The organism is Kitasatospora sp. NPDC006697 (genome assembly GCF_042869935.1).
Taxonomy (GTDB): Bacteria; Actinomycetota; Actinomycetes; order Streptomycetales; family Streptomycetaceae; genus Kitasatospora.
In genome coordinates this window covers 36,638-60,701 of sequence record NZ_JBIAGU010000036.1, presented here as the reverse complement: position 1 = coordinate 60,701, position 24,064 = coordinate 36,638, and the positions used below count along the sequence as shown (strand labels likewise).

Genomic DNA, 24,064 nt, shown 5'->3' with positions numbered 1-24,064 from the left:
CTTCGCAGTAAGTTGAACACGTTCAAAAACAGGTCTAGAGTCAGGCCGACCCGATCTCGGGCCGACCCGATCCAGGAGGGGTTCATGATGACCGGGACCAACGTCGAGCTGCGCCGGATCCGGCGCTGGCTGTGGATCTTCATCGTCTGCCTGGTGCTGAGCGGGCTGACCGCCTTCCCGCTGCGCGCCGAGACCGGCTGGGCCGCGGCGGCCGCGCACCACCTGCCGGTGCCGGGCGCCCTGCTCTCCTGGCTGGAGCGGGTGCACCGCGGCGTCGCCGAGACCGGCGACCGCTACCCGTTCCTCGCCTACGGCACCGACTGGCTGGCCTTCGCCCACCTGGTGATCGCCGGTGCCTTCGTCGGGCCGCTGCGCGATCCGGTGCGCAACGTCTTCGTGGTGCGCTGGGCGCTCGCCGCCTGTGCCGGAATCCTGCCGCTCGCGCTGGTCTGCGGGCCCCTGCGCGGGATCCCGTTCTTCTGGTCCTGTGTCGACATGTCCTTCGGCCTGGTCGGTGCGGTCCCGCTGCTCATCGTGCTGCGCGCGATCAACCGCCTGACCGGGACCCCCACCGGAAACGCCACCACCACCGGCATCGCCGCCGGGACCGCCAAGGCCACCGGGACCACCGTGGGCACCCCCGGCTCCGCCGCGAGGACCGCACCCGCGCTCTGACGCCCCGGAACCTGACGCCCCGCCAACCGCCCCCGCCGGGGCGTCCGCCAAGGGGGTGGCCGGAGCGGTGCCGGGCTGCTCGGAAGGCCTACGATCCCCTCAGGCGATCCGCAGCAGCACCAGCTCTGCAGCAGCACTGGGAGGCAGTCGGCCGTGACCGGTTCGGTGATCGATCTCAACGCGGACCTCGGTGAGGGGTTCGGACGCTGGACGCTGACCGACGACGAGGCGCTGCTGTCCGTGGTCACCAGCGCCAACGTGGCCTGCGGCTTCCACGCCGGCGACCCCTCCACCATGCGCCGGGTCTGCGCACTGGCCGCCGAGCGCGGCGTGCGGATCGGCGCCCAGGTCTCCTACCGCGACCTGGCCGGCTTCGGCCGGCGCCCGATGGAGGTGCCACCGGACGAGCTGGCCGACGAGGTCGCCTACCAGATCGGCGCGCTGCAGGTCTTCGCCCGCGCGGCCGGCTCCCGGGTCAGCTACGTCAAGCCGCACGGCGCCCTCTACAACCGGGTGGTGGCCGACGGCGACCAGGCGGAGGCGGTGGTCGCCGGAGTGCTGCGGGCCGGCGCGGTCTGCGACGGCCCGCTGCCGGTGCTCGGCCTGCCCGGCTCCCGGCTGCTCCAGGTCGCCGAGGGGGTCGGGCTGCCGGTGGTCACCGAGGCCTTCGCCGACCGCGCCTACACCCGGGCCGGCACCCTGGTGCCGCGCAGCGAGCCCAACGCCGTGGTGCACGACCCGGAGGCGGTGATCGCCCGCGCGGTCGGCATGGCCCGGGACGGGCTGGTCACCGCGGCCGGCGGCGAGCCGGTCGCGGTGGACGCCCGCTCGCTCTGCGTGCACGGGGACACCCCGGGCGCCGCGCAGCTGGCCTGGCGGGTGCGCGGGGCGCTGGCCTCGGCCGGCATCCGGGTGGAGGCGTTCAGTTGACGGCGGGTGGCGGGGTGACGGTGCGCCGGGTCGGCGAGGCGGCGCTGCTGCTGGAGGTGGCCGACCAGGAGCGGGTGGCCGCGCTCTACGCCCGGCTGCTCGCCGAACGGGCGGACGGCACCCTGGGCGACCTCGCCGAGATCGTGCCCGCCGCCCGCACCGTGCTGCTGGACGGCGTGGCCGACCCGGCCGCGCTGGCCGGGCGGCTGTCCGGCTGGATCGTCACCGGCTCCGGCCCGGTGGAGGGCCCGCTGGTGGAACTGCCGACGGTGTACGACGGGCCGGACCTGGCCGAGGTGGCCGAGCTCTGGGGCGTCGGGACGGAGGAGGCGGTGCGTCGGCACAGCGGGATCGAGTACCGGGTGGCGTTCTGCGGCTTCGCACCGGGCTTCGGCTACCTCACCGGCCTGCCCGCCGAGCTGGCGGTGCCGCGCCGGGCCACCCCGCGGGCGGCGGTGCCTGCCGGGTCGGTGGCGGTGGCGGGCGGGTACAGCGCCGTCTACCCCGGCCCCTCCCCCGGCGGCTGGCAGCTGCTCGGCCGCACGGCGGTGCGGCTCTGGGACACCGGCCGGGAGCCGGCCGCGCTGCTGGCGCCCGGGACCAGGGTCCGGTTCGTCCCGGTGAAGGGACACGAGCATGCCTGAGCTGCTGGTCGCCCGGCCCGGCCCGCTGACCACGGTGCAGGACGCCGGCCGGCGCGGCGTCGCCCACCTCGGCGTGCCGCGCGGCGGGGCGCTGGACGAGCCCGCCCGCCGGGCCGCCAACCGCCTGGTCGGCAACGCCGGGACCGCCGCCGTGCTGGAGACCACCCTCGGCGGCGTGGCCGTCACCGCGCACGGCGGTCCGCTGCTGCTCGCCGTCTCCGGCGCACCGGCCGCCGTGCGGATCGACGGCCGGCCCGCGCCCTGGGGCGCCGCCGTGCTGCTGCCCGAGGGCGCGACGCTGGACGTCGGCCCGGCCGACTTCGGCATCCGCAGCTACCTCGCGGTGCGCGGCGGCATCGCCGTGCCGCCGGTGCTCGGCAGCCGCTCGGCCGACCTGCTGGCCGGTCTCGGGCCGGCGCCGCTGCGCGCGGGCGACCGGTTGCCGGTCGGCGCCGAGCACGGGCCGCCCGCCGCCGCGCTGGTCCCGCTGCCCGCGCCGCCCGCCGAGCTGGTGCTGCGGCTGCTGCCGGGGCCGCGCGCCGACTGGTTCCTGCCGGGCACGCTGACCGCGCTGGCCGCGGCCCGGTACCAGGTGGCGGCGGCGAGCAACCGGATCGGCCTGCGCACCGAGGGCCCGGCCCTGGTCCGGCGCCGGCACGGGGAGCTGGAGAGCGAGGGCATGGTGCTGGGCGCGGTGCAGGTGCCGCCGGACGGCCGGCCGGTGGTCTTCCTCGCCGACCACCCGACCACCGGCGGCTACCCGGTGCTCGGCGTGGTCCCGGCCGCCGATCTGCCCGCGGCCGCCCAGGCCCGCCCGGGCACACCCGTGCGGTTCGTCCCCGTCGGGCGGTGAAGAGAGCGGTAAGGGGAGCGGTAAAGAGAACGGTGAAGAGAGTTGACCCTCGAGAGTTGACCCTGCCCCTACGGCAGGGTTCAGGATGGCGGCGGTACCGCGCCGAAGGGGGCGACGGGTGGAGCAACGGGGGCGACGGGTGGAACAGCTGACCATCGGCGCGTTCGCCCGCGCCTGCGGCCTCTCGCCCAAGGCGCTGCGGCTCTACGACGAGCTCGGCCTGCTCCGACCGGACCGGGTCGACCCCGCCTCCGGCTACCGCTACTACCGCCCCGCCCAGCTGGACCGCGCCCGCCTGGTCGCCCACCTGCGCCGGATCGGCGTGCCGCTGGCCGTGATCCGCCGCCTGGTGGACCTGTCGCCCGGTCAGGCGGCGGAGGAGCTGACGGCCCACTGGCAGCAGGTGCTCGCCGAGACCGCCGCCCGCCAGGAGCTGGTCGCCTTCCTGGTCGACGAGCTGCGCGGCCGCCCGCCGGCCGCCGCCGCCCCGCTCACCCTGCGCTGCGCCGCCCGCTCCGACCTCGGCCGGGTCCGCGAGCGCAACGACGACACGGCCTACGCCGACCCGGGCCTGCTCGCGGTCGCCGACGGCTTCGGTGGTCCGGAGGCGGGCAGCGCCGCGATCGCCGCGCTGCGCTCGGTGGATCCGGTCGCGGTCGGCCCGGCCGGGCTGCTCAACGCGCTGGACCGGGCGGTCCGGGACGGCGTCTGCGGCGCGCCCGAGGAGGTGGGCAGCACCCTGACGGCGCTGCTGGCCTGCGGCGACAAGCTGGCCCTGGTGCACATCGGCGACTCCCGGGCCTACCTGCTGCGCGAGGGCGAGCTGTTCCGGATCACCCACGACCACACCGTGGTGCAGTCCCTGGTGGACGAGGGCCGGCTGACCGCCGAGGAGGCCGCCTCGCACCCGCAGCGCGCCCTGCTGCTGCGGGCGCTCACCGGCGGGTCGCCGGGCGCCCCGGACCTGTCGCTGCTCACGGCCCGCGCCGGGGACCGCTACCTGCTCTGCTCGGACGGCCTGAGCGCGGTGGTCCCACAGGCCCACCTGCAGACGGTGCTCAGCACCGTCGCCGACCCGGACCGGGCCGTTCAGCAGCTGATCGAACTGGCCAACCGCGCCGGCGGCCCGGACAACATCGCCTGCGCCCTGGCGGACGTCGGCTAACGATGGTGCTCGCGGGAGGTGAGGCGGCCGCGCACGGCGGCGTGCACCTCGGCCTCCTCGGCGGGGTCGGCGGCCAGGCGGCGCAGGCGTTCCAGCACCCGGGCGTCGCCGGTGGTGACCACGTGGCGCGCGGCCAGCTCGCGAGTGCTCTCCTCGCAGTCCCACAGGCACTCGAAGGCGGGCCCGGAGGCGAAGTAGAGGTCGGTGAGGGCCAGCGCCTGGGCGGCCCGGCCGCGCAGGTCGGAGGAGGCCGACTCGCCGTAGACGTGACGGAGCATCGGGACGGCGTCCGCGGCGGCCAGCCGCCCCGCACCGTCGACCAGGGTGCCGAGCCCGGCTCCGCGCACCCCGTGCTGCTGCAGCCAGCTGCGCAGGCCGGCCACCACCACGGGCGCGTCGCAGGGCTCGCCGATGTCGGCGAGCAGCAGCGCCGCGGCCTCGCCGAGCACGCTGTCCGCCCCGCCGGTGCCGGGGTCGGCCCAGCGGCGGGCGGCCGCCAGCGCACGGGCGCCGCGCAGCCGGGCGACGGTGTCCAGCGCGGCGCGCACCGCGGCCGGATCGGCGTCGGCCGCCGCGGCCTCGATCACCGCGGGCAGCTCGGGGTCGTCGCGGTCGGCGAGGTGGCGCAGCGCGGCCCGGCGGGCGCCCTCGGCTCCGCCGCGGGCGGCGGCCAGCAGGGCCGGCCGGTCCTCGGAGCGGGCCACGGCGGCCAGGCAGCGGGCGGCCGCGGCGGCGCGGCGCTCCACGGCGCCCGGTCCGGCCTCCTCGGCCTGGTCGGCCCAGGCGAGCACATCGGCCACGCTCCAGCCCGGGGTCACCGCCGGGCGCTGGAACTGGCGCTGCCAGAGGTCGAAGGGCGACTGCTCGCCGGCCGCGGCCACCCTCGGGTGGTGGGCGGCCCACAGGCTCCAGGGGCGGGGCTCGTAGGCGGCGCGGATCGCCGCCCGCAGCTCGGCCTCGCCCTGCGGATCGCTGGGGAACCGGCCGAGCACGGCGGGGGCGAGCGAGAGCAGCGCCTCGTCCTCGTCGCGCAGCGCCAGCTCGTCGAGCGCCCAGGCCCAGTTGCCGCCGGTGGCGGCGTACTGGCGCAGCAGCAGCAGCGCGTCCCGCCGCCCGTAGCCGGCCAGGTGGCCGAGGACGGAGAGGGCGAGGCCGGTGCGGTGCTCGTCGGTGTCGATCAGGTCGTCGGGGTGGGACAGGTGCCGCTCGATGCCGGCCAGCGGTGCTTCCAGGTCCATGTAGACCCGTGCGTAGTAGAGGGAGCGGTTCTCCACCTGCCAGTCGGTGCGCGGGTCGCTGGTGACGCACTCCTCAAGGGCCGAGATGGCCTCGTCGCGGTCGGCTGCGAGCGCATGCAGCTGCCCGTCGCCGCGTCCTCTTTGCAGTAGGCCGAGGAGGCTGGCACTGGGGGCTATCACGGGCTCGAACATGAGGTCAGCATCCGTTGCGGCAGTCGTCGTGGCAACGGGATTTCCGTCACCGGGGGCTGATGGGACAGGGGTGTGCGGGCGCCCGGGCGCCGGAATCACCGTAGGTTACCGCCTGCCTGCCCCATCTGCACACAGTGCCGCCGCCTGGTGGATCACCGGATCGGACAGGGCTTCTGGCATATGCCAGTGAAAAGTACCGTTGAGATCTGTCATTCTCTCCACACGGTGGGTGAGGTTGTGCGACAGTCGTCTCACAACGCCCCGCCCCTCCCAGAAGCCCCTCACCGACGGGACGGCCGATGACCCAGACCCTCCCCGGCGCCGCCACGGCCCCGGACCCCGTGTTACCGGAGCGGCCGGCGGCCGTGGAGTGGGACCTGCTGCGGGACACCGTGCGGTGGTCCCCCACCGCCTACCGGCTGCTGGCCCGGGATCCGCGGCTCGGTCCGCTGACCCTGGACCAGCTGCCCGGCCAACTGGTGGAGCAGGACCGCCCGGTGCTGCGCCGGATGGTCACCGAGGCCCTGGTGCACGGCCGCCCGCTGGACGGGGTGGTGCGGGTGCACCGGTCCCAAGGGCCGGCTCCCGTGCACTGCGCCGGCCGGGCCCGGCTGGGCCCGGACGGCCAGGTGGTCTCGCTGCGGATGCTGCTCAGCCCGGGCTGACCCTCCCCCCCCCCGGCGGTTCCAGGACCTCTGCATCGTCGCGCAACCGTCGCGGCTTATGCTGACGGCCGCACGGTCGGCACAGGGCGGACCTGCACCGAGGGAGGACCCTTCATGGAGAAGCAGATCCTGCACAAGGCCGCGTTCCTGCTGCACGACTGCCACGAGCCGGAGCAGCAGGTGGTCGAGCGCCTGAAGGAGTACTTCCCGGAGCTCTCCCTGGTCGAGCGCGAGCGCTACGTCCAGGAGGCCTGGGACCAGGTCCACACCGCGAGCGTCGACACCCTCTGATCCGCCCCGGGTCGGGGGATCACTCGGGGCGGCGGACCGGTGGGACCGCCGCCCTGATCTGTGCCCGCAGCTCGGCCACCGCCGGCTCGTCCGCGAACCGGTCGGAGAGCCGGTACATCCGGCGCAACCGGTCCCAGGTGCGGTGCGAGGAGGTGTGGCCGATCATCCCCAGCGCCGTCCGGGCCTGGGCCACGGCCGCCTCCGGATCGCCGGAGATCCAGTGCACCGAGGCCAGCGTCACCTGGTCCAGCAGGGTGGAGCGCTCCTGTCCGGTGCGGGCCCGCTGCCCCATCGCGGCGACCGCGTGCAGCAGCGCCGGGCGCACCGCCGCCGGGTCGTGCTCGGCCAGCGTCCGGTAGACCAGGAACTGCATGCCGTGCAGCTCGGCCTGGTTGAAGCCGCGCATCCAGGGCAGCTCGGCCTCCTCGCCGCCCTGCACGAACAGCTCCTCGGCCTCGCCGAGCAGCCGCGCCACCGCCTGCCGGTCGCCCAGGGTGGCCTGCGCCCAGGCCTCCACGGTGTTGAGCATCGCCCTGCTGCGCGGGGCCAGCCGGTCGCCGGCGCCGGCCCGGGCCAGCCGCATCAGCTCCAGCGCCTCCTCGCCGCGCCCGTGGTGCAGCAGCTGGCGGGCGCCGCGGGAGACCGCCTCGCCGGCCCGCGGCCGGTCGCCGGCCTCCTTGGCGGCCTGCGCCGCGATCACGAAGTACCGCTGGGCGGTGCCCTCCAGGCCGACGTCGTGCGACATCCAGCCGGCCAGCACCGCCAGGTTGGCGGCCACCAGCCAGAGCCGGCGGGCCAGCTCCGGCGGGTGGCGGTGGGTCAGCAGTCCGCCGACCTCGTTGAGCTGGCCGATCACCGCCTTGCGCTGCAGCCCGCCGCCGCGGGAGGCGTCCCAGGAGCGGAACACCTCGAAGGACTGCTCCAGCGCGGTGACCTCGTCGGGTCCGACCGGGCCGGGTTCGTAGACGTCGACCACCGGGCGGGCGGCGCTGCCGGTGATCAGCTGCCGGGGCCCCGGGCGGGCCGCGGCCTCGGCCACGCTCGACCCGGAGAGCCAGGAGTAGAGGGAATCGGGGATGACGGCCGTGCCCGGCAGCGCCGGGCCCTGGTCGGCCTGTCCGCGTCGGTTGAGCATGAGATCCATTCCGGTGTACTCGGTGAGGATCTCCGCCGTGCGCTCCGGTTCCGCGGCCACCGCCCCCGCGCTCGGGGTCGGTGCTCCGCGCCGGTTCCGGGACAGGCCGAGGTCCTCGATGGAGACGACACGGCCGAGCCGCTCGGTGAACACCGCCGCCAACAGCCGCGGCACCGGATCGCGCGGGATCTCCCCCTGCTCGATCCACCGCCGCACCCGGGAGGTGTCGGTCGAGAGCTGCTGCTGCCCGATCGCCGCACCCCGCCGGTTGACCAGCCGCGCCAGCTCGCCCTTCGACCATCCGGTCAGGGCGAACAGGTCGGCCAGTCTGCTGTTGGGTTCCTTGTTCACCTTCAAGCCCCCAGGATCCTCGGCTGGTTCGAGCCTAACGACCCGTCAGAGGCCCTGTCACATGCCAGGCGGGCATTCGCCAGGCTTCGCCAGGGCTCACCCCCTGGCTCGCCAGTCCCGCGGGGGTGTCAGGTAGAGATGCGCCACCTCACCCCGGGCCGACCGGCCCGGGAACACCGGCCTCCGGGGCACTCCGGGGGTCCGCGCCACCCGTTCCGACGGTGCGGCGCAGGGGTGGCGAACCGGGGTGGCGCGCCTGGCGCCGAGCCCGGCCGAGCGGTCCGACCGGCGCATTTCCCCAGGGTGCGCCGAACGGGCCGATCGGCCGGGGTCGGTACCGGGCGGGTCGCCCGGTGCGCCCGCCGGCCGGCCACCCACCGACCACCGACGGGCGCCCACCGGCAACGCCGGCGCGCCGGAGCACGCCCCCCGTGGCTCCGGCGCGCCCCCTCAGCACTGACCGTGCCAGGGCCGCCGCCTTGGCTTGCATATGCCGTCGGCAAGGAAGGGACTCCCGCCCCCTCATGTACTCCTCAGCGACTTCCCCCACCGCGTCCCGGATCGGCACCGTCCAACGGCCGCCGTCCCCCGGGGCGGTCCGCCGGCTCGGGCCGAAGCCTGCCCTGCCCGCCCGTCCGGTCGGGCGCATCGAGGCACCGGGCTTCGTCCCGCGCCCCGGTCTGCGCCCCCGGGTGCCCCAGTCCGCCCCCTCGTCCGAAGGGTGGAGCCGGGTGGACAACGCCGCGCTGGCCGCGCCGGCGGTGCGCGCCGCGCTGGCCCACATCACCCGGATATGTCCGGCCTTCTCCGCCCGCCAGGTGCTGCGCGAGGACGCGGCCCACATCCTGATCACCGGCGTCATCGGCCGCACCCCGGTGGTCGCCAAGTGCCTGTCCCCGCAGGCCGTGCAGGGCGAGAACCGGGCCGTGCTGGTGGAGCGGTTCCGCCGCGAGGTGGCGGTCTACCGGTCGTTCGTCCGGCACCGCCCGCCGGTCCGGATGCCCCGGCTGGTGGCGGCCGACCACGACCGCTGCGTGCTGGTGATCGAGCGCATCCCCGGCCGGATCGCGGCCACCGAGCGGCACCCGGCCAACGCCCCGACGCCCGGCGAGGTGCGGGCGATCCTCGGCGCGGTGCGGTCCTTCAACCTCTGGCGGCCGCCGACCGACGTCTTCCAACAGCCGCTCGACTACCAGTTCGAGATCGGCCGCTACCACTCGGTGGGCCAGCTGACCGACCGGGACGCCGGCGACCTGCGCCAGCTGCTGCACGGCCTGCAGCACACCGGCTGGCAGCTCTGCCACGGCGACGCCCTGCTCGGCAACATCATGCTGGCGCCGTCCGGCCCGGTGCTGCTCGACTGGGAGCAGACCGGCTGGTACCTGCCCGGCTACGACCTGGCGGTGCTCTGGAGCGTGCTCTCCGGCGACACCGCGGCCCGCCGCCAGATCAGCCAGCTGGCCCAGGTCGGCGGCACGCTGGCCCGGGACGCCTTCCTGGTCAACCTGACCCTGGTGCTGATGCGCGAACTGCGGCTCTACGACGTGCCGGGGGCCGGCGAGGAGCAGCGGCTGATGATCCGCCGGCTGTACGACGACGCGGCGCTGGCCCGCCGCGCGGTGCGCGCCGCGGTGGGCACCCGCTGACCGTCCGCCGGCGGCGGCCGACCGCCCGTCAGGGCCGCCGGGGCGACCGGGCCAGCGCGGCCCGCCCGGCGGCCTCCAGCACCGCCTGCGGAGCCCGCCCGTGCGGCCGGCCGCTGAGCGCGTCGCGCAGGTGCCGCTCCAGCGGGTGGCGCCGGCTCAGCCCCGGACCGCCGGTCAGCTCCACCGCCGCCTGCACCGCGCCGACCACCGCCCGGGTGGCCAGCAGCTGGGCCGGGCCGGTGCGCTCCGCGGCCGCCGGGTCGCCCGCGTCGATCCGGCCGGCCAGGCCGAGCAGCGTCTCCTCGGCGCCGATCAGCGCCGTCTCCAGCTCGCCCAGCGCCGCCTGGTAGCTCGGCAGGGTGCCCAGGGGCTCGCCGAGATTGGCCGGAGTGCGCTGGTTGAGGAAGCGGACCAGCCAGTCCCGGGCCGCCCGGCCGATCCCGAGCTGCACCGCGGCCAGTGCCAGATCGCGCCAGGCGGTGTCCAGTTCGGCACCGGCAGGCGCCTCGGCGCCCGACGCCCGCAGCCCGAGGACCAGCTCCGGGGCGACCGCGACCTCGGTGAAGTGCAGGTCGTGGCAGGCGCTGGCGCGCATCCCCAGCTGGTCCCAGACCGGATCCACCTCCAGCCCCTCGCTCTCGCCCCGGACCAGGAAGGTGCCGGTGCGCGGCACCGCCTCGTCGGTGCGCACCCGCACCGCCAGCCAGGCCAGCGCCTCGGCCCCGGGGCAGCCGGTGAGCCGGCCGCTCAGCCGCCAGCCCTCCGGCCCGCGGCGGGCCAGCAGCTGGGCCTCGGTGGCGTCGAGCGCGACCACCAGCGCCGGGCCGCGGCGGGATTCGGCCAGCAGCCGGCGGTAGAGCGGGGCCGGCCAGCCCGCGCCGCGGGCCTGCTCGGCGTGCTGCAGCAGGGTGCTGGCCGCGAGCAGGGCCACCGAGGCGTCGCCCCGGCCGAGTTCGGCCAGCACCCGGACGGTGTCGGCCAGTCCGGCGGCCGCTCCACCGTGCCGCTGACCGACCGTCAGGGTCAGCAGTCCGGCCTCGTGCAGCGCCTCCACGCCCTGGTAGGGGAAGGCGCCGTCGCGGTCGTGCTCCTCGGCCCGGGCGGCCAGCAGGTCGACGACTCTGGGCAGTTTGGCCAGCGCCTCGGCGAGCGGCTCGGCGGCCTCTTCGGTGCGGGCGGCGGCGGTCTGGGTGCTGCTGGTCACGGCTGGTGCCTCCGGGGCCGTCGGAGTGGGGTCCGGGCCGCGTCGCGGCCGGGTCGGTGCCGGGCTTCCGGGGGCGTGCGGGCGCGCGCTCGGCGCGCGACCGCCCCCCGGCCGTGACTACCGACAGACCGCGCTGGCGGTCCGCCGCAGGTCCAGATAGCTGCGACGGGTCAGCAGCGGGCGGCGGGAGGGCATGGTGGTGACTGTACGAAGGGCCGCTCGAACGCGTCAAGCGCGCCCCGGACGGCCGGTCAGCCCTGCTGGAACAGGTCCGCCGGCAGCGGCTTGAGCAGCTGGTAGAGGTCGTCCGCGATCGGCCGGTCCCAGGAGGCGATGGTCACCTGGACCTGGTCGCTGCGGTCGAACTGGGCGCAGAACACCCGCTCCTCGGAGACCTTGACCTTCTTCACGATCAGCAGGTCGTCCCGGAGCATCACCGGGAAGTCCTCCGCCGAGACGAACTCCACCGGCTCCTCGACCTCGAGCGCGGCGAGCAGCTGTCTGACCTCGAACGGCACGCCGTCGGGGGTGTCGCGCGCCGGGGAGCCCTCGGGCAGGTTGCCGATGAACATCGCCGGGCCGCGGCCGCCGAACAGGTCGTAGCGCAGGAAGATGCCCTGGCAGGAGCCGTCCGGGCCGGTCATCACCGCGGCACCGAAGAGGCCGGGCCAGTCACCCGGGTCCATGGCGAGCACGTCGAAGTCCGGGCCCGCGGGGGTGCCGGAACGTCGGCGGAGAAAAGACATGCCGCCATGGTACGTGGCCCGATCCGGCGCGCCGCACCGGGCGGGTCCGCCGGCGCGCGCCGGCCACCCCACCGGCCACGTTCGAAGGCCGTTCGAAGCCGGTTCACGAAGCGGACCGCTCCACGCTCCGAGACGAATGTTGACGCTGAGCAACCGTCCGGGCTACGGTCGCGATGTACGGCAGCTGCTGTGGACCTCATCCACGTGGGGGTGGCCTGCTGCGGCGCACTGCTGTGCGCCCGCGTTCTCCCCTGGCACATCGTCGTGCGCGGTTGCACCGGACTGTGCGAGTCTTCCAGCACCATCGGCACCAACTCAAATCCTTTTCACCCTAAGCCTGGTTCGCGGGTTCCCCGATTCTGTCGCGCCCGCGGACCGCGCCCGGGACACCGACGCGTGGGGGCGTTCGGATCCCGGGCACCGGCGGCCTGGGCCCAGGCCCCGCCGCCACCTCCTCCCGGCGACTGCCGGCCCGCGCGGGCCGGCTTCGGGGAACCGGGAGGAAACGCCCGGTGTCGCGAACCGGGTAGCACAGCAGACGCCGTGCACGACCGCGTGGGGGCGGTCGGCACGGCGTCTGCCTGTCTCCGGCACCCGCCGGGCGCCGGACGGGGGCTCAGGTGAGGTCGAACTCGCCGTCCTGGGCGCCGAGCACGAAGGCGTGCCACTCCTCGGGCGTGAACACCAGCACCGGGCCGTCCGGGAACCGCCCGTCCCGCATCACGGTGTAGCCCTCGACGAAGGCGATCTGCACGTCGCCCGGGGAGCCGTCGGGCTGCTTGGCGGAGAGCCACTCGGCCTTCGAGGTGTCCAGCTGCGGCTTGCGCTGCACCGGCACCGCTCCGGTGCCGTCGGCCGTGCTGCTCGTACCCGTTTCGGTTGCCACTTGGTACCGCTCCTCCCGAAGGAACTCCAGATCCCCGCCAGCCTATCGGGGCCCCTCGCCCGGCAGGCGGTTTTGCCGCTCCTCCCGGCGCGGGCACGGGACCGGGCGCCCGCGGTTTGGGAGAGTGGTCCGGCAGCCGGACGGGCCGAGGAACGGGAGCAGCCGATGACGCAGATCACTCCGCGGGGCGGGGCCGGGGCGGACGTCATCCCGATCGGCGAGGCGCCCTCGGCGGCCCGGGTGCCAAGCCAGGCGCCGGTGCGCTCGGCGGCGCTGGGCCGGGTCGGGGTGCTGCTGGTCTCGCACAGCCGGGAACTGGCCGAGGACACGGCCGACCTGGCGCGGTCGCTGGCGCCGACCGACGACCCGTCAGCGGTGGCCGCCACCGGCGGCCACCGGGGCGAGGGGCTGGGCGGCAGCGCCCTGCTGATCGCCGCCGCGGCCCGGCGGGTGGACCAGGGCCATGGGGTGGCGGTGCTGGCCGACCTGCCGGGCCCGGTGCACACGGTGCTGGCGCTGATCGCGGCGGCGGACGAGCACGGGCTGCCGTTCCCGGTGCGGTTCGCGGACGCGCCGTTCGTGGAGGGAGCGGTCGCCGCGGTGGCCACCGCCTCGGCGGGCGGTGACCTGGCGGCGGTGGTGGACGCGGCGGAGGAGGCCTACCGGCAGCGCAAGGTCTGACCCGCGCCGCGGGGGCCGGCGGCGGGCGGAGCGGCGGGTCGGAAATGTCGTCCCCATCGCGTACAACCATCCGTGGCGCGCAGGAGTCTGCACTGCGTCGAGGGATCTCACGCCGGGTCAGGACCCGGCCTCGCCTGGGGAGCACCGTGCCGCGTTCGGACACCACCACACCGGAACAGCCGACAACTGTCCACCGACCCGGCACCGCGCTGGTACCGGTCTCCGCCGCACCCGTGCCCGCCGCCGACCGGCTGGTGCAGTGGCTGCGCCACTCCCCCGCCCACCCGCTCTTCCGCGCCCACGCCGCCCGCCGGCTGCCGGTGCTCGCCTACCGCCGGGTCACCGACCGGCGGGCCTTCGGCGCCCAGCTCGACCGGCTCTGCCGGGTCGCGGTGCCGGTCTCGCTGCCCGCGCTGGAGCAGGCGGTGGCGAACGGGCGCCCGCTGCCGCCCCGCAGCGTGCTGATCACCTTCGACGACGCCGACCGCGGCGTGCTGGAGCACGCGCTGCCCGCCCTGACCGCGCGCGGACTGCCCGCGGTGGCCTTCGTGGTCTCCGAACTGGTCGGCACCGACCGGCCGTCCTGGCGGGACGAGGCCGCCTACCTGCTGGCGCACGGCGGTCACGCCCGCGCGCTGCTGCCGCACGGCCGGCTCGGCCGGCTGGAGCAGCTGCTCGCCCTCCCCGACCCCGACCGCCGCCGCAGCCTGCACGAGCTGCGGGTCAGCGCCACCTCCCGGGCCCCCGGGCGCGACCGGCTGACCCCGCAGGACCTGCGCCGGCTGGCGGCCGGCCGGATCGCCATCGGCAGCCAGAGCCTGGGCGCCCCGGAGCTGCGGCTGTGCGACGACGAGACGGTGCTGACCGAGCTGGCGGACGCCCACCAGGCGCTGGCGGGCTGGCTGGGCACCGAGCCGACGGCCTTCGCCTACCCGGGCGGCAGCGACGACCCCCGGGCCGCCCGGGTGCTGGCCGAACTGGGCTACCGGTCGGCCTTCCTGACCGACCACCGGCTGAGCCGCCGGCTGCCCCGGGAGGCGCTGCGGGTCAGCCGGGTCACGGTGGACACCAGCTGCCACCGGGACCTCTTCGAGGCGGTGCTCTCCGGGCTGCACCCGGCGGTCTCCCGCTGGCTGTGAGCCGGACGGACCGGCGGCGGCTCACGCCGGAGCGGCGGCCGGGGCCAGCAGGGCGCGGCCCTGCGGGTAGCGGGCGGCGGCCTGCGGCAGGGTGCCCGGGCGGCCGCTCTGCAGCACGGTGAGGGTGCCGCCGCCGATCCGCTCCCGGACCTCGGCGGGCAGCCGGCGCAGGGTCTGCGCGGCCACCGCGGCGGCCGAGTCGTACAGCGCGGGCCGCGACCCGGTGGCGGCCACCGCCGCGGCGATCCGCTCGGCGACCAGCTCGTAGTGGGTGCAGCCGAGCACCAGCGCCGTGGTGCCGGCGGGGGTCAGCGCGGCAGCCGCGGCGATGGTCCGCTCCAGCGCCGCCTCGTCGCCGTGCTCCACGGCGTCGGCGAGGCCGGGGCAGGGCACCTCGGTGATGTCCGCGCCGCCGCCGAACTCGGCGATCAGCCCGCGCTGGTAGGGGCTGCCGGTGGTCGCGGGCGTGGCCCAGATCGCCACCGGGCCGCCGCCGGCCGCGGCGGGCTTGATCGCCGGCACCGTGCCGATCACCGGAGTGCCCGGCTCCAGTTCGGTCCGGAGCCGGTCCAGCGCGTGCACCGAGGCGGTGTTGCAGGCCACCACGAGGGCGTCCGGCCGGTGCACGGCGGCCGCCCGGGCGCAGGCCAGCGCGTGCTCCGTCAGATCCTCGGCGCTGCGTGGCCCCCAGGGCATCCCGTCGGGGTCGTTGGAGATCACCAGGTCCGCGTCGGGCCGCAGCGCGCGCAGCGCGGCGGCGGCGGCCAGCAGTCCGATCCCGGAGTCCATCAGTGCGATCTTCACAGTGATCGACCCTAGCCGATCCGGCCGTGCCGCCCGCTCCGGCCGCGCCGCTGCGGCAGACTGCCGGGGTGACGCTGTTCTGGATCACCGCGCTCTCGCTGCTCTGCTGGCTCTGGCTGGTGCTCGCCCAGGGCTTCTTCTGGCGCACCGACCAACGCCTGCCCCCGGACCGGCCGGAGCCCGCCAGGTGGCCGGAGGTGGCGGTGGTGGTGCCGGCCCGGGACGAGGCCGAGGTGCTGCCGCTGAGCCTGCCGGGTCTGCTGGCGCAGAAGTACCCGGGCCGGGCCCGGGTGATCCTGGTGGACGACCACAGTGCGGACGGCACCGCGGACACCGCCCGGGCGCTGGCCGCGGCCGGCGGCCTGCCGCTCACCGTGACCACCCCGCCGCCGCTGCCGCCGGGCTGGACCGGCAAGCTCTGGGCGGTGCGGCACGGCGTGGAGCTGGCGGGCGGGGCCGACCTGCTCTTCCTCACCGACGCCGACATCGCGCACGGCCCCGGCACCCTGGCCGCACTGGTGGCGGGCGCCGAGCACGGCCGGCTCGACCTGGTCTCGCAGATGGCCCGGCTGCGCACCGACACCCGCTGGGAGCGGCTGATCGTGCCGGCCTTCGTCTACTTCTTCGCCCAGCTCTACCCGTTCCGCCGGAGCAACCGCCCCGGCTCGCGCACCGCCGCCGCGGCGGGCGGCTGCTCGCTGGTGCGGCGCACCGCGCTGGAGCGGGCCGGCGGGGTGGCGGCGATCCGCGGCGCGGTGATCGACGACGTGTCACTGGCCCGCGCCGTCAAGCGCGGCGGCGGCCGGACCTGGCTGGGGCTGGCCGAGCGCGACCCGGAGCTGACGGTGCTGAGCGTGCGGCCGTACGTGGGCCTGGGGCCGCTGTGGCGGATGGTCTCCCGCAGCGCCTACGCCCAGCTGCGCAACTCCCCGGTGCTGCTGCTCGGCACGGTGCTCGGCCTGGCGCTGGTCTACCTGGTGCCGCCGGCCGCCGTGCTGGCCGGGGCGCTGGGCGCGGGCCTGCCGGTGCTGGCCGCCGGTGCGGCGGCCTGGGCGCTGATGGCCGGCAGCTACCTGCCGATGGTGCGCTACTACGGCCGGCCGGCCCCGGCCGCGCTGCTGCTGCCGTTCACCGCCCTGCTCTACCTGCTGATGACGGTGGACTCGGCGGTGCAGCACTACCGGGGCCGGGGCGCGGCCTGGAAGGGCCGGACCTACTGACGGTGCCTCACTTGGCGTGGGCCGGCTGCGGTCCGGCGACCTTCGCCAGCAGCTGGTCCAGCACACCCGGAATGGCCTCCGCCCCGCCCGCCTTGCTCGGCGAGGTGCGGTAGCTGCCCTGCACCACGGCGGTCGGCAGCTCGTCCACCTCGTACCGGGTCATCTCCTGCGGCGCCTGCTCCACCTCCTGGCGCACCTGGTCGGACTCGTAGGCCGCGGTGAACCTGCCGCGGTCCACCTGCTGGCCGGCCGCCCAGTCGGCGGCGGAGTTCTCGGTGGTCAGGTCCAGGCCCTGGTCGCGCACCGCCTGGAAGACGGCGCGCTGCAGCCGGTTCACCTCGCCGAGCTGGTCCAGGGTGTAGAAGAGGCGGGCGTGGGCGCGCTCCACCGTCTGGTCCGAGGTGCCGGGCCAGACCGCCGGGATGCGCTTGAGCACCACGTCGGAGGGCTGGCGGGCGGCCCAGTCCTCCAGCGGCTGCTCCAGCAGCTGGGAGTGGCGGCAGCCGTACCAGAAGAACTCGACCACCTCCCGGGTGCCCTTCTGGTGCACCGGCTGGGGGTGGGCGAGCGGGACGTAGGCGCCTTCGGCCTGGGCCGGGGCGCCGGCCAGACCGCCGGCGAGGGAGAGCAGCAGGACGGCGGCGCGAGCAGCGGTTTTCATACCGGCACCGTGCCAGCCGCTGCGCCGGGCCTCCACCCGACATCCCGTCATTCGCCCGATCGGATCAGCCGATCCCCCCGCCAGGGTACGGCGGCCCTGCGGGGCGGGCCGCGGCGCGTGCGTGTCCGAAGCATCCGATCAGGCGTCAACTCCCGTACACCACACCACTGGTACGGGTGGTGCGGGTTGGACCGGGCACCCCGTCGCTGGCCAGGATGGCGGGATGGCGCGGGCGGCCAGCCGCCCCGCGAACACCCCCTCCCCGCCGTACACACCTGGAGTGAGAGCCGTGCTGAAGGGCTTCCGCAGCTTCCTGCTGCGTGGAAACGTGGTCGACCTGGCGGTCGGCATCGTGATCGGGGCGGCCTTCACCGCTGTGGTCACCGGTTTCGTCACGGCGTTCCTCACGCCGCTGATCGGCGTCGCGACGGGCGCCGTGGGCGACTTCTCCAAGGAGTCCTTCGAGGTGGGCGGCACCACCTTCCCCTACGGCGCCTTCCTCAACGCGGCGATCAGCTTCGTGACGGTCGCCGCGGTGATCTACTTCGCCGTGGTGCTGCCGGTGACCAAGCTGCAGGCCCGGTTCGACAAGCCCAAGGACGCGGTCGCCAAGGTGGACTGCCCGCAGTGCCTGAGCCGCATCCCGGCGGCGGCCGTGCGCTGCTCGTTCTGCACCTCCGAGGTCTCCGGCCTGCCCGGATTCCCTGCTCAGGCGGTCCAGCACAGCTGAGGGCGCGCGCGGGAGTGCGCTCCCCGGCGTGGGAGCGCGCTTTCCCAGCAAGTTCGCAGATTGTCCGGAAAGCGCCGCCGATATGTCCGGTCTCCGGGTATTGGGGAGGTTTGCGCCGGCGAAGAGTACGTAAACATCTCGAACTGCCACCCCTCCCAGTCTCCTCAGGGGCGCATTCTGGGCTTACGGTATGCCCCATGACCTCGCCCCGCTCCTACGACGGAGTCGGCTACTACCCTCCGTCTTTCTCCTCGGGCACGCCCATCTACGACAGTCTGGTCGCAGAGCGCGGTGTTCCGCAGATCGCTCCGATCAATGTGCCGGCCGCCCTGCCGCCGGCCCCCTCGAACTCCTACGCCTCGGCCATGGAGTCGACCAGCCTCCTTCCGGCCCTTCCTCCGGCCCGCCTCGCCCTGGGCCCCGGCACCGGCGGCTACCCCGCCCCGCAGGCACCCGCCGGCTACCCGGCGCCCGGCTTCGTGCCGGGTCAGCGGATGGGCACCGCGCCGCTGCCGCCCGGCTACCCGCAGCCGGCCGCGCCGCAGGGCTGGGACCAGCAGACCGGCCAGTTCCGCCCGGCCGCCCCCGGCGGCCCGGCGCCGATGGCCCCGGTCCGGCCACTGCCGCCGCAGCAGTTCTTCCAGCAGCAGCAGCCTCCGCAGCAGCAGTTCGGCCAGGGCCAGTTCGGGCAGGGCCAGTTCGCCCAGCCGGCCGCGCCGCAGCAGCAGTACCCGCAGCAGCAGTCCTACCCGGGGCAGGCCTACTGACCCGAGGCGGGAAACGGTCTGACGACCGAGGGGGACGGTCATCCACGGACCGCCCGGTGTGCCGCACGGCGGCCCCGGGCGGTCCGCGCATCTGCACCCTGCGCAGACTGGCAGGATGGAGGGCATGCCAGAGCTGCGCGGACTCCACCGATACCCCGTCAAGTCGATGTACCGGCAGAGCCCGAGCGAGGCCGTCGTCGAGCCCTGGGGCCTGCGCGGCGACCGGCGCTGGATGGTGGCCCGTCCGTCCGGACTCGCGGTGACCCAGCGCGACCTGCCCGCCCTGGCCCTGTTCCGCGCCGAGCCCGAGGAGGACGGCGCACTCCAGCTCACCGCACCCGACGGGCGCACCCTGCGGGTCCCGGCCCCCGAGCCCGGGCAGCCGGCCACCCCCGCCCAGGTCTTCCGCAGCCACTTCACCGCCACCGAGGCCGAGGAGAAGGCCCAGCGCTGGCTCCGCGAGGTCCTGGACGACGAGGAGTTGCGGCTGCTGCACCTCGCCGACCCGCTGGCCCGCACCATCGACCCGGTCTTCAGCGAGCCCGGCGAGACCGTCAGCATGGCCGACGGCTTCCCGCTGCTGGCCGTCACCTCCGCCTCGCTGGCCGCGCTGAACGACTGGCTGGCCGCCGGCGGCGGCGAGGCCCTGCCGGTCAGCCGGTTCCGCCCCAACGTGGTGGTCGACGGCACCGAGGCCTGGGAGGAGGACGGCTGGCGCCGGGTCAGGATCGGCACCGTCACCTTCCGCGCCGTCAAGCTCTGCGGCCGCTGCGTGGTCACCACCACCGACCAGGAGAGCGGCGAGCGCCGGGGCGCCGAGCCGCTGCGCACCCTGCAGAAGCGCCGACGTTTCGATCAGAAGGCGGCCTTCGGCGTCAACTTGGTACCCGAGCGACCCGACGGGGTGACGGGGTCCGCGCTCGGCACGCTGCGGCTTGGCGACGAGGTCACCGTGCTGGCCCGCGGCGACCGGCTGCCGGCCGCATAGTCCAGGACCACTCGTCCGGGCACGCTACCGTGGGCCGACGGAAGCAGGACCCGAGCATCGGAAGGCGGGGCACCGAGCGTCATGACTGAGCACAGGGTCCGGGTCACGCAGGACAGCGGCTCCCGCTGGCGGCGGCGCGCCGGGGAGTACGCGACGCTGACCGAGGCGCTGGCCGCCGCCGAGCCGGGCGACACCGTCACCGTGCGCCCGGGCGTCTTCCGGGAGAACGTCCTGGTGGACAAGCCGGTCACGGTCCTGCCGGCCGAAGGCCCGGGCACGGTGCGGATCGACCCGCCCTCCGGCACCGCGCTGACCGTGACGGCCGGCGCCACCGTGCGCGACCTGGTGCTGGAGGGCTACGACTCCTCCTGCGCCACCGTCCGGATCGCCGGCCCGACGGCCACCGCCACGCTGATCGGCTGCCGGGTGGACGGCCACGCCGCGGTCGGCATCGAGGTCGGCGACCGGGCCGAGGTGCTCTTCACCGGTTGCACCGTCAGCAACCCCTCGGGCCTGGGCCTGCGGCTGCGCGGGGCGGCGGTGGCCCGGTTCGAGGAGTGCGAGGTGGCCGCTGCCGGCCAGGCGGGGCTGGCGGTGCTGGAGGGCTCCAGCGCGCGGCTGCACCGCAGCCGGCTGCACCACGCGGCCGGCGCCGGTGTGCTGCTGAGCGACGCGGGCAGCCTGGCCGAGCTGACCGGCTGCGAGATCTACGAGATCCGCGGCAGCGGGGTGCAGGCCGAGTCCCGGGCGCTGGGCCGGCTCACCGACTGCGAGATCCACCGCACCACCGGCAACGGGCTGACCCTGGACACCGAGGCCGAGCTGGAGCTGCTCGACTGCCGGCTGCACGACCTGCCGGAGAACGCAGCCGACCTGCGCGGCCGCTCCACCCTGACCCTGGAGCGCAGCACCATCCGCTCCTTCGGCCGCGGCGCGCTCTCGGTCTGGGACGCCGGCACGACGGTCTCCGCCACCGGCTGCGGCATCGAGGACAGCACCGGCGACTACCCGGCGATCTGGGTCAGCGACGGCGCCCGGCTGACCCTGACCGACTGCGCGCTGCACGACCTGCCGGACGCGCTCTTCGTGCTGGACCGGGACTCCCGGGCCACCGTGACCGACACCTCCTTCAGCCGGATCCGCAGCTCGGCGGTCTCGGTCAGCTCCGGCGCCACCGTGGAGCTGGCCCGCTGCCGGGTGCAGGAGGCCGGCACCGGGCTCTGGTTCCGCGACCACGGCAGCGGCGGCACGCTGACCGACTGCGAGATCTCCGAGGTGGCCACCGGGGTGATCGTCACCAAGGGCGCCGACCCGGTGCTGCGCGGCTGCGTGGTGCGGGGCAGCGCGGAGGCGGCGGTCTACGTCTCGGCGCAGGGGCGCGGCACCTTCGAGGAGTGCCGGGCGCTGCAGGGCAAGGGCTTCGGCTTCCACGTGATCGACGGCTGCCGCACCGTGCTGACCCGCTGCCGGGCCGAGCAGAACCGCCGGGCCGGCTTCGAGTTCTCCGAGCCGGGCCCGCTGGCCGAGGGCTGCACCTCGGACGACGTGGCGCCGGCCCCGGCGCCGGAGACCGTCCCCGTGCAGCGCACCGCCCAGCTCACCACGGCCGGCCCGCCGCTGGTGGCGCCGCCGCAGATCGCGCCGATCCCGGACTGCCGGCCGGCCGACGAGGCGCTGGCCGACCTGGACGCGCTGATCGGCCTGGCCACCGTCAAACAGGAGGTGCGCACCCTGATCGACCTGATCTCGGTCGGCCGCCGGCGCCGGCAGGCCGGGCTGAAGGCGCCCTCGCTCCGCCGCCACCTGGTCTTCACCGGCTCCCCCGGCACCGGCAAGACCACGGTGGCCCGGCTCTACGGCGAGATCCTGGCCGCGCTCGGGGTGCTGCAGCGCGGCCACCTGGTCGAGGTGGCCCGGGTGGACCTGGTCGGCGAGCACATCGGCTCCACCGCGATCCGCACCCAGGCCGCGTTCGACCAGGCCAGGGGCGGGGTGCTGTTCATCGACGAGGCCTACACGCTGGCCCCGGAGGACGGCGCCCGGGACTTCGGCCGGGAGGCGATCGACACCCTGGTCAAGCTCATGGAGGACCACCGGGACGAGGTGGTGGTGATCGTGGCCGGCTACACCGCCGAGATGGAGCGCTTCCTGGCCGCCAACCCGGGTATCTCCTCGCGCTTCTCACGCACCGTCGCGTTCCCCGACTACTCGGACGCGGAGCTGCTGGAGATCGCCCGCACCCAGTGCGTGGAGCACGAGTACCAGCTGGCCGAGCCGACCGCCCAGGCGCTGCTGGCGCACTTCGCCACCCTGCACCGCGGTCCGACCTTCGGCAACGGGCGGACGGCGCGGCTGGTCTTCGAGACCATGGTGGAGCGGCACGCGATGCGGGTGGCCCAGCTGCCGAATCCGTCCACCGAAGACCTCCAACTGCTGGTCCCGGCCGACCTCCCGCTCCCGCACCCCGTGTCAGGCGTGGCAGGATGATCCCATAGGTACAGACATCCCATGGATCCCCGGAACGGATCCCTAGAGAGGCGGGGCGGAGTACGTGGCCGACAACAGCAACCTGCTGGCCGAGCAGCGCCGGGCACTGATCCTGGACGAGGTGCGCAGGCGGGGCGGGGTCCGGGTCAACGAGCTGACCCGGCGGCTGAACGTCTCCGACATGACCATCCGGCGCGACCTGGACGCACTGGCCAAGGTCGGCGCGATCGAGAAGGTGCACGGCGGGGCGGTGCCGGTCGAGGAGGCCCGCACCCACGAGCCCGGCTTCGAGGCGAAGTCCTCCCTGGAACTGACCGCCAAGGAGGAGATCGCCCGGGCGGCGGCCGCGCTGGTGACGCCCGGCAGCGCGATCGCGCTCTCCGGCGGCACCACCACCTTCGCCCTGGCCCAGCACCTGGTGACGGTCGGTCAGCTGACCGTGGTGACCAACTCGGTCCGGGTGGCCGACGTCTTCGAGCGGGCCCAGCGCCAGGGCGAGGCGGGCGGCACCACGGTGGTGCTGACCGGCGGGGTGCGCACCCCCTCGGACTCGCTGGTCGGGCCGGTGGCGGACCGGGCGATCCGCTCGCTCCACTTCGACCTGCTCTTCCTGGGCGCCCACGGGCTCTCCTCGGAGGCCGGGCTCTCCACCCCGAACCTGGCCGAGGCGGAGACCAACCGGAACTTCGTCTCCTCCGCCCGCCGGGTCGTGGTGGTCGCCGACCACACCAAGTGGGGCGTGGTCGGGCTCTCCACCTTCGCCGAGCTTGCCGAGGTGGACACCTGGGTGACCGACTCGGCGCTCGGCGACGAGGCGGCCGAGGCCGCCCGGGAGTACGTCCGGGACCTGGTGCTCGCCTAGGCCTCCGGCCAGTCGGCGCCGGCCAGGTAGGCCTCCAGCGCCTGCAGGTGCGGGGCGATGTCGAGCCGCTGCTCGGCCAACCAGGCATCGGAGTAGTACTTGTCGAGATAGCGGTCACCCGGGTCGCAGATCAGGGTGACCACGCTGCCGCGCTCGCCACGCTCGCGCATCTCCGCGCTGATCCGCAGGGCGCTCCACAGCCCGGTGCCGGTGGAGGCGCCGGCCTTCTTGCCGAGCACCCGCTCCAGCACCCGGATCGCCGCGATCGAGGCGGCGTCGGGCACCTTCATCATCCGGTCGATCGCGCCGGGCACGAAGCTGGGCTCCATCCGGGGCCGCCCGATGCCCTCGATCCTGGATCCGCCGGAGCAGACCGCCTCCGGGTCGTGGCGCACCCAGCCGTCGAAGAAGCAGGAGTTCTCCGGGTCGGCGACGCAGATCCGGGTGTCGAACTGCTGGTAGTGCACGTAGCGGGCGATGGTGGCCGAGGTGCCGCCGGTGCCGGCGGTGGCGACGATCCAGCTCGGCTCGGGGTGCGGCTCCAGGCTCAGCTGGGCGAAGATCGACTCCGCGATGTTGTTGTTGCCACGCCAGTCGGTGGCCCGCTCGGCGTAGGTGAACTGGTCCATGTAGTGCCCGCCGGTCTCGGCGGCCAGCCGGGCCGAGGTGCCGTACACCTCGGCCGGGTCGTCCACGAGGTGGCAGCTGCCGCCGTGGAACTCGATCAGCTCGATCTTGGCCTTGCTGGTCGAGCGGGCCATCACGGCGATGAACGGCACCCCGATCAGCTGGGCGAAGTACGCCTCGGAGACGGCGGTGGACCCGCTCGACGCCTCGATCACGGGCTTGCCCGGGTGGATCCACCCGTTGCAGAGCGCGTAGAGGAAGAGCGAGCGGGCCAGCCGGTGCTTGAGGCTGCCGGTGGGGTGGGTGGACTCGTCCTTGAGGTAGAGGTCGATCCCCCACTCCGCCGGGAGCGGGAACCGCAGCAGGTGGGTGTCCGCGGAGCGGTTGTTGTCGGCCTGGACCTTGCGGACGGCCTCCTTCAACCAGCGGCGGTACTCGAGGTCGGTGCGGTCCACGTCCATGGCGTCCATGTGAACC

Annotated in this window: 24 protein-coding genes; 16 read left to right on the top strand and 8 right to left on the bottom strand. The window is 75.3% G+C overall.

What is annotated here, in order from left to right:
- The first annotated feature begins 87 nt into the window (after positions 1–87).
- The 5 genes from ACFYNO_RS35125 (at position 88) to ACFYNO_RS35105 (ending at position 4,267) form a co-directional block, all read left to right on the top strand.
- Complete coding sequence (locus ACFYNO_RS35125; protein ID WP_388021633.1) at positions 88–675, top strand: hypothetical protein; 588 nt, start codon at positions 88–90, stop codon at positions 673–675.
- Positions 676–828: 153 nt separating this feature from the next.
- Positions 829–1,605 (top strand): LamB/YcsF family protein, encoded by a 777-nt coding sequence (locus ACFYNO_RS35120; protein WP_388021599.1) that lies wholly within the window; start codon positions 829–831, stop codon positions 1,603–1,605.
- Positions 1,602–2,249: an allophanate hydrolase subunit 1 gene (locus tag ACFYNO_RS35115; RefSeq protein ID WP_388021598.1), complete on the top strand. Its 648-nt coding sequence runs from the start codon at positions 1,602–1,604 to the stop codon at positions 2,247–2,249. The genes ACFYNO_RS35120 and ACFYNO_RS35115 overlap by 4 nt, the downstream gene beginning before the upstream one ends.
- Positions 2,242–3,102: a biotin-dependent carboxyltransferase family protein gene (locus ACFYNO_RS35110; RefSeq protein WP_388021597.1), complete on the top strand. Its 861-nt coding sequence runs from the start codon at positions 2,242–2,244 to the stop codon at positions 3,100–3,102. Before ACFYNO_RS35115 ends, ACFYNO_RS35110 begins: the two co-directional genes overlap by 8 nt.
- A gap of 139 nt (positions 3,103–3,241) precedes the next feature.
- Positions 3,242–4,267: a MerR family transcriptional regulator gene (locus ACFYNO_RS35105; RefSeq protein ID WP_388021596.1), complete on the top strand. Its 1,026-nt coding sequence runs from the start codon at positions 3,242–3,244 to the stop codon at positions 4,265–4,267.
- Here the strand turns inward: ACFYNO_RS35105 and ACFYNO_RS35100 are convergent.
- Positions 4,264–5,697: a HEAT repeat domain-containing protein gene (locus ACFYNO_RS35100; RefSeq protein ID WP_388021595.1), complete on the bottom strand. Its 1,434-nt coding sequence runs from the start codon at positions 5,695–5,697 to the stop codon at positions 4,264–4,266. The genes ACFYNO_RS35105 and ACFYNO_RS35100 overlap by 4 nt on opposite strands.
- A gap of 299 nt (positions 5,698–5,996) precedes the next feature.
- Between ACFYNO_RS35100 and ACFYNO_RS35095 the strand changes: the two genes are divergently transcribed.
- Both ACFYNO_RS35095 and ACFYNO_RS35090 read left to right on the top strand, forming a co-directional pair.
- On the top strand, positions 5,997–6,362 hold the full coding sequence (locus tag ACFYNO_RS35095; RefSeq protein WP_388021594.1) for a hypothetical protein: 366 nt from the start codon (positions 5,997–5,999) through the stop codon (positions 6,360–6,362).
- 114 nt (positions 6,363–6,476) lie between these two features.
- Positions 6,477–6,653 (top strand): hypothetical protein, encoded by a 177-nt coding sequence (locus tag ACFYNO_RS35090; RefSeq protein ID WP_388021593.1) that lies wholly within the window; start codon positions 6,477–6,479, stop codon positions 6,651–6,653.
- A 19-nt stretch (positions 6,654–6,672) separates the two neighbouring features.
- Here the strand turns inward: ACFYNO_RS35090 and ACFYNO_RS35085 are convergent, their stop codons facing one another.
- A complete protein-coding gene (locus tag ACFYNO_RS35085; protein WP_388021632.1) occupies positions 6,673–8,139 on the bottom strand; it encodes a hypothetical protein in 1,467 nt (488 codons plus the stop codon).
- Positions 8,140–8,663: 524 nt separating this feature from the next.
- Between ACFYNO_RS35085 and ACFYNO_RS35080 the strand changes: the two genes are divergently transcribed.
- Positions 8,664–9,785, top strand: a complete 1,122-nt coding sequence (locus ACFYNO_RS35080) for an aminoglycoside phosphotransferase family protein (RefSeq protein WP_388021592.1) — start codon at positions 8,664–8,666, stop codon at positions 9,783–9,785.
- Positions 9,786–9,813: 28 nt separating this feature from the next.
- Here the strand turns inward: ACFYNO_RS35080 and ACFYNO_RS35075 are convergent, their stop codons facing one another.
- From ACFYNO_RS35075 to ACFYNO_RS35065, 3 genes are all read right to left on the bottom strand, one after another.
- Positions 9,814–10,989 (bottom strand): acyl-CoA dehydrogenase family protein, encoded by a 1,176-nt coding sequence (locus ACFYNO_RS35075; protein ID WP_388021591.1) that lies wholly within the window; start codon positions 10,987–10,989, stop codon positions 9,814–9,816.
- Between the two features lie 251 nt (positions 10,990–11,240).
- Entirely contained in the window at positions 11,241–11,735 is a 495-nt protein-coding gene (locus ACFYNO_RS35070) for a hypothetical protein (RefSeq protein ID WP_388021590.1), read from the bottom strand.
- 616 nt (positions 11,736–12,351) lie between these two features.
- Entirely contained in the window at positions 12,352–12,621 is a 270-nt protein-coding gene (locus tag ACFYNO_RS35065) for a DUF397 domain-containing protein (protein WP_388021589.1), read from the bottom strand.
- A gap of 165 nt (positions 12,622–12,786) precedes the next feature.
- On the opposite strand from ACFYNO_RS35065, the gene ACFYNO_RS35060 reads away from it, so the two are divergent.
- Together ACFYNO_RS35060 and ACFYNO_RS35055 are read left to right on the top strand one after the other, a co-directional pair.
- Positions 12,787–13,302 carry a PTS fructose transporter subunit IIA gene (locus ACFYNO_RS35060; RefSeq protein WP_388021588.1) on the top strand — a complete coding sequence of 172 codons (516 nt, stop codon included), beginning with the start codon at positions 12,787–12,789 and terminating at the stop codon, positions 13,300–13,302.
- Between the two features lie 146 nt (positions 13,303–13,448).
- A complete protein-coding gene (locus ACFYNO_RS35055; RefSeq protein WP_388021587.1) occupies positions 13,449–14,441 on the top strand; it encodes a polysaccharide deacetylase family protein in 993 nt (330 codons plus the stop codon).
- A 21-nt stretch (positions 14,442–14,462) separates the two neighbouring features.
- On the opposite strand, the gene ACFYNO_RS35050 is transcribed toward ACFYNO_RS35055, so the two are convergent.
- Positions 14,463–15,245, bottom strand: a complete 783-nt coding sequence (locus ACFYNO_RS35050; protein ID WP_388021586.1) for a glutamate racemase — start codon at positions 15,243–15,245, stop codon at positions 14,463–14,465.
- A 74-nt stretch (positions 15,246–15,319) separates the two neighbouring features.
- Here ACFYNO_RS35050 and ACFYNO_RS35045 point away from each other — a divergent pair, with 74 nt between their 5' ends.
- Positions 15,320–16,465 (top strand): glycosyltransferase, encoded by a 1,146-nt coding sequence (locus tag ACFYNO_RS35045; protein WP_388021631.1) that lies wholly within the window; start codon positions 15,320–15,322, stop codon positions 16,463–16,465.
- A gap of 7 nt (positions 16,466–16,472) precedes the next feature.
- On the opposite strand, the gene ACFYNO_RS35040 is transcribed toward ACFYNO_RS35045, so the two are convergent.
- On the bottom strand, positions 16,473–17,126 hold the full coding sequence (locus ACFYNO_RS35040; protein WP_388021585.1) for a thiol:disulfide interchange protein DsbA/DsbL: 654 nt from the start codon (positions 17,124–17,126) through the stop codon (positions 16,473–16,475).
- 289 nt (positions 17,127–17,415) lie between these two features.
- Between ACFYNO_RS35040 and mscL the strand changes: the two genes are divergently transcribed.
- The 5 genes from mscL to ACFYNO_RS35015 all read left to right on the top strand — a co-directional run bounded on the left by mscL (position 17,416) and on the right by ACFYNO_RS35015 (position 22,960).
- Positions 17,416–17,856 carry a large conductance mechanosensitive channel protein MscL gene (gene mscL / locus ACFYNO_RS35035; protein ID WP_388021630.1) on the top strand — a complete coding sequence of 147 codons (441 nt, stop codon included), beginning with the start codon at positions 17,416–17,418 and terminating at the stop codon, positions 17,854–17,856.
- Between the two features lie 197 nt (positions 17,857–18,053).
- Positions 18,054–18,623 carry a DUF6643 family protein gene (locus ACFYNO_RS35030; protein WP_388021584.1) on the top strand — a complete coding sequence of 190 codons (570 nt, stop codon included), beginning with the start codon at positions 18,054–18,056 and terminating at the stop codon, positions 18,621–18,623.
- Between the two features lie 115 nt (positions 18,624–18,738).
- Positions 18,739–19,611 (top strand): MOSC domain-containing protein, encoded by an 873-nt coding sequence (locus ACFYNO_RS35025; RefSeq protein WP_388021583.1) that lies wholly within the window; start codon positions 18,739–18,741, stop codon positions 19,609–19,611.
- Between the two features lie 81 nt (positions 19,612–19,692).
- On the top strand, positions 19,693–22,098 hold the full coding sequence (locus ACFYNO_RS35020) for a right-handed parallel beta-helix repeat-containing protein (protein WP_388021582.1): 2,406 nt from the start codon (positions 19,693–19,695) through the stop codon (positions 22,096–22,098).
- Positions 22,099–22,162: 64 nt separating this feature from the next.
- A complete protein-coding gene (locus ACFYNO_RS35015; RefSeq protein ID WP_388021581.1) occupies positions 22,163–22,960 on the top strand; it encodes a DeoR/GlpR family DNA-binding transcription regulator in 798 nt (265 codons plus the stop codon).
- Here the strand turns inward: ACFYNO_RS35015 and ACFYNO_RS35010 are convergent.
- Positions 22,957–24,057, bottom strand: a complete 1,101-nt coding sequence (locus tag ACFYNO_RS35010; RefSeq protein WP_388021580.1) for a PLP-dependent cysteine synthase family protein — start codon at positions 24,055–24,057, stop codon at positions 22,957–22,959. The genes ACFYNO_RS35015 and ACFYNO_RS35010 overlap by 4 nt on opposite strands.
- Between the last annotated feature and the right edge of the window lie 7 nt (positions 24,058–24,064).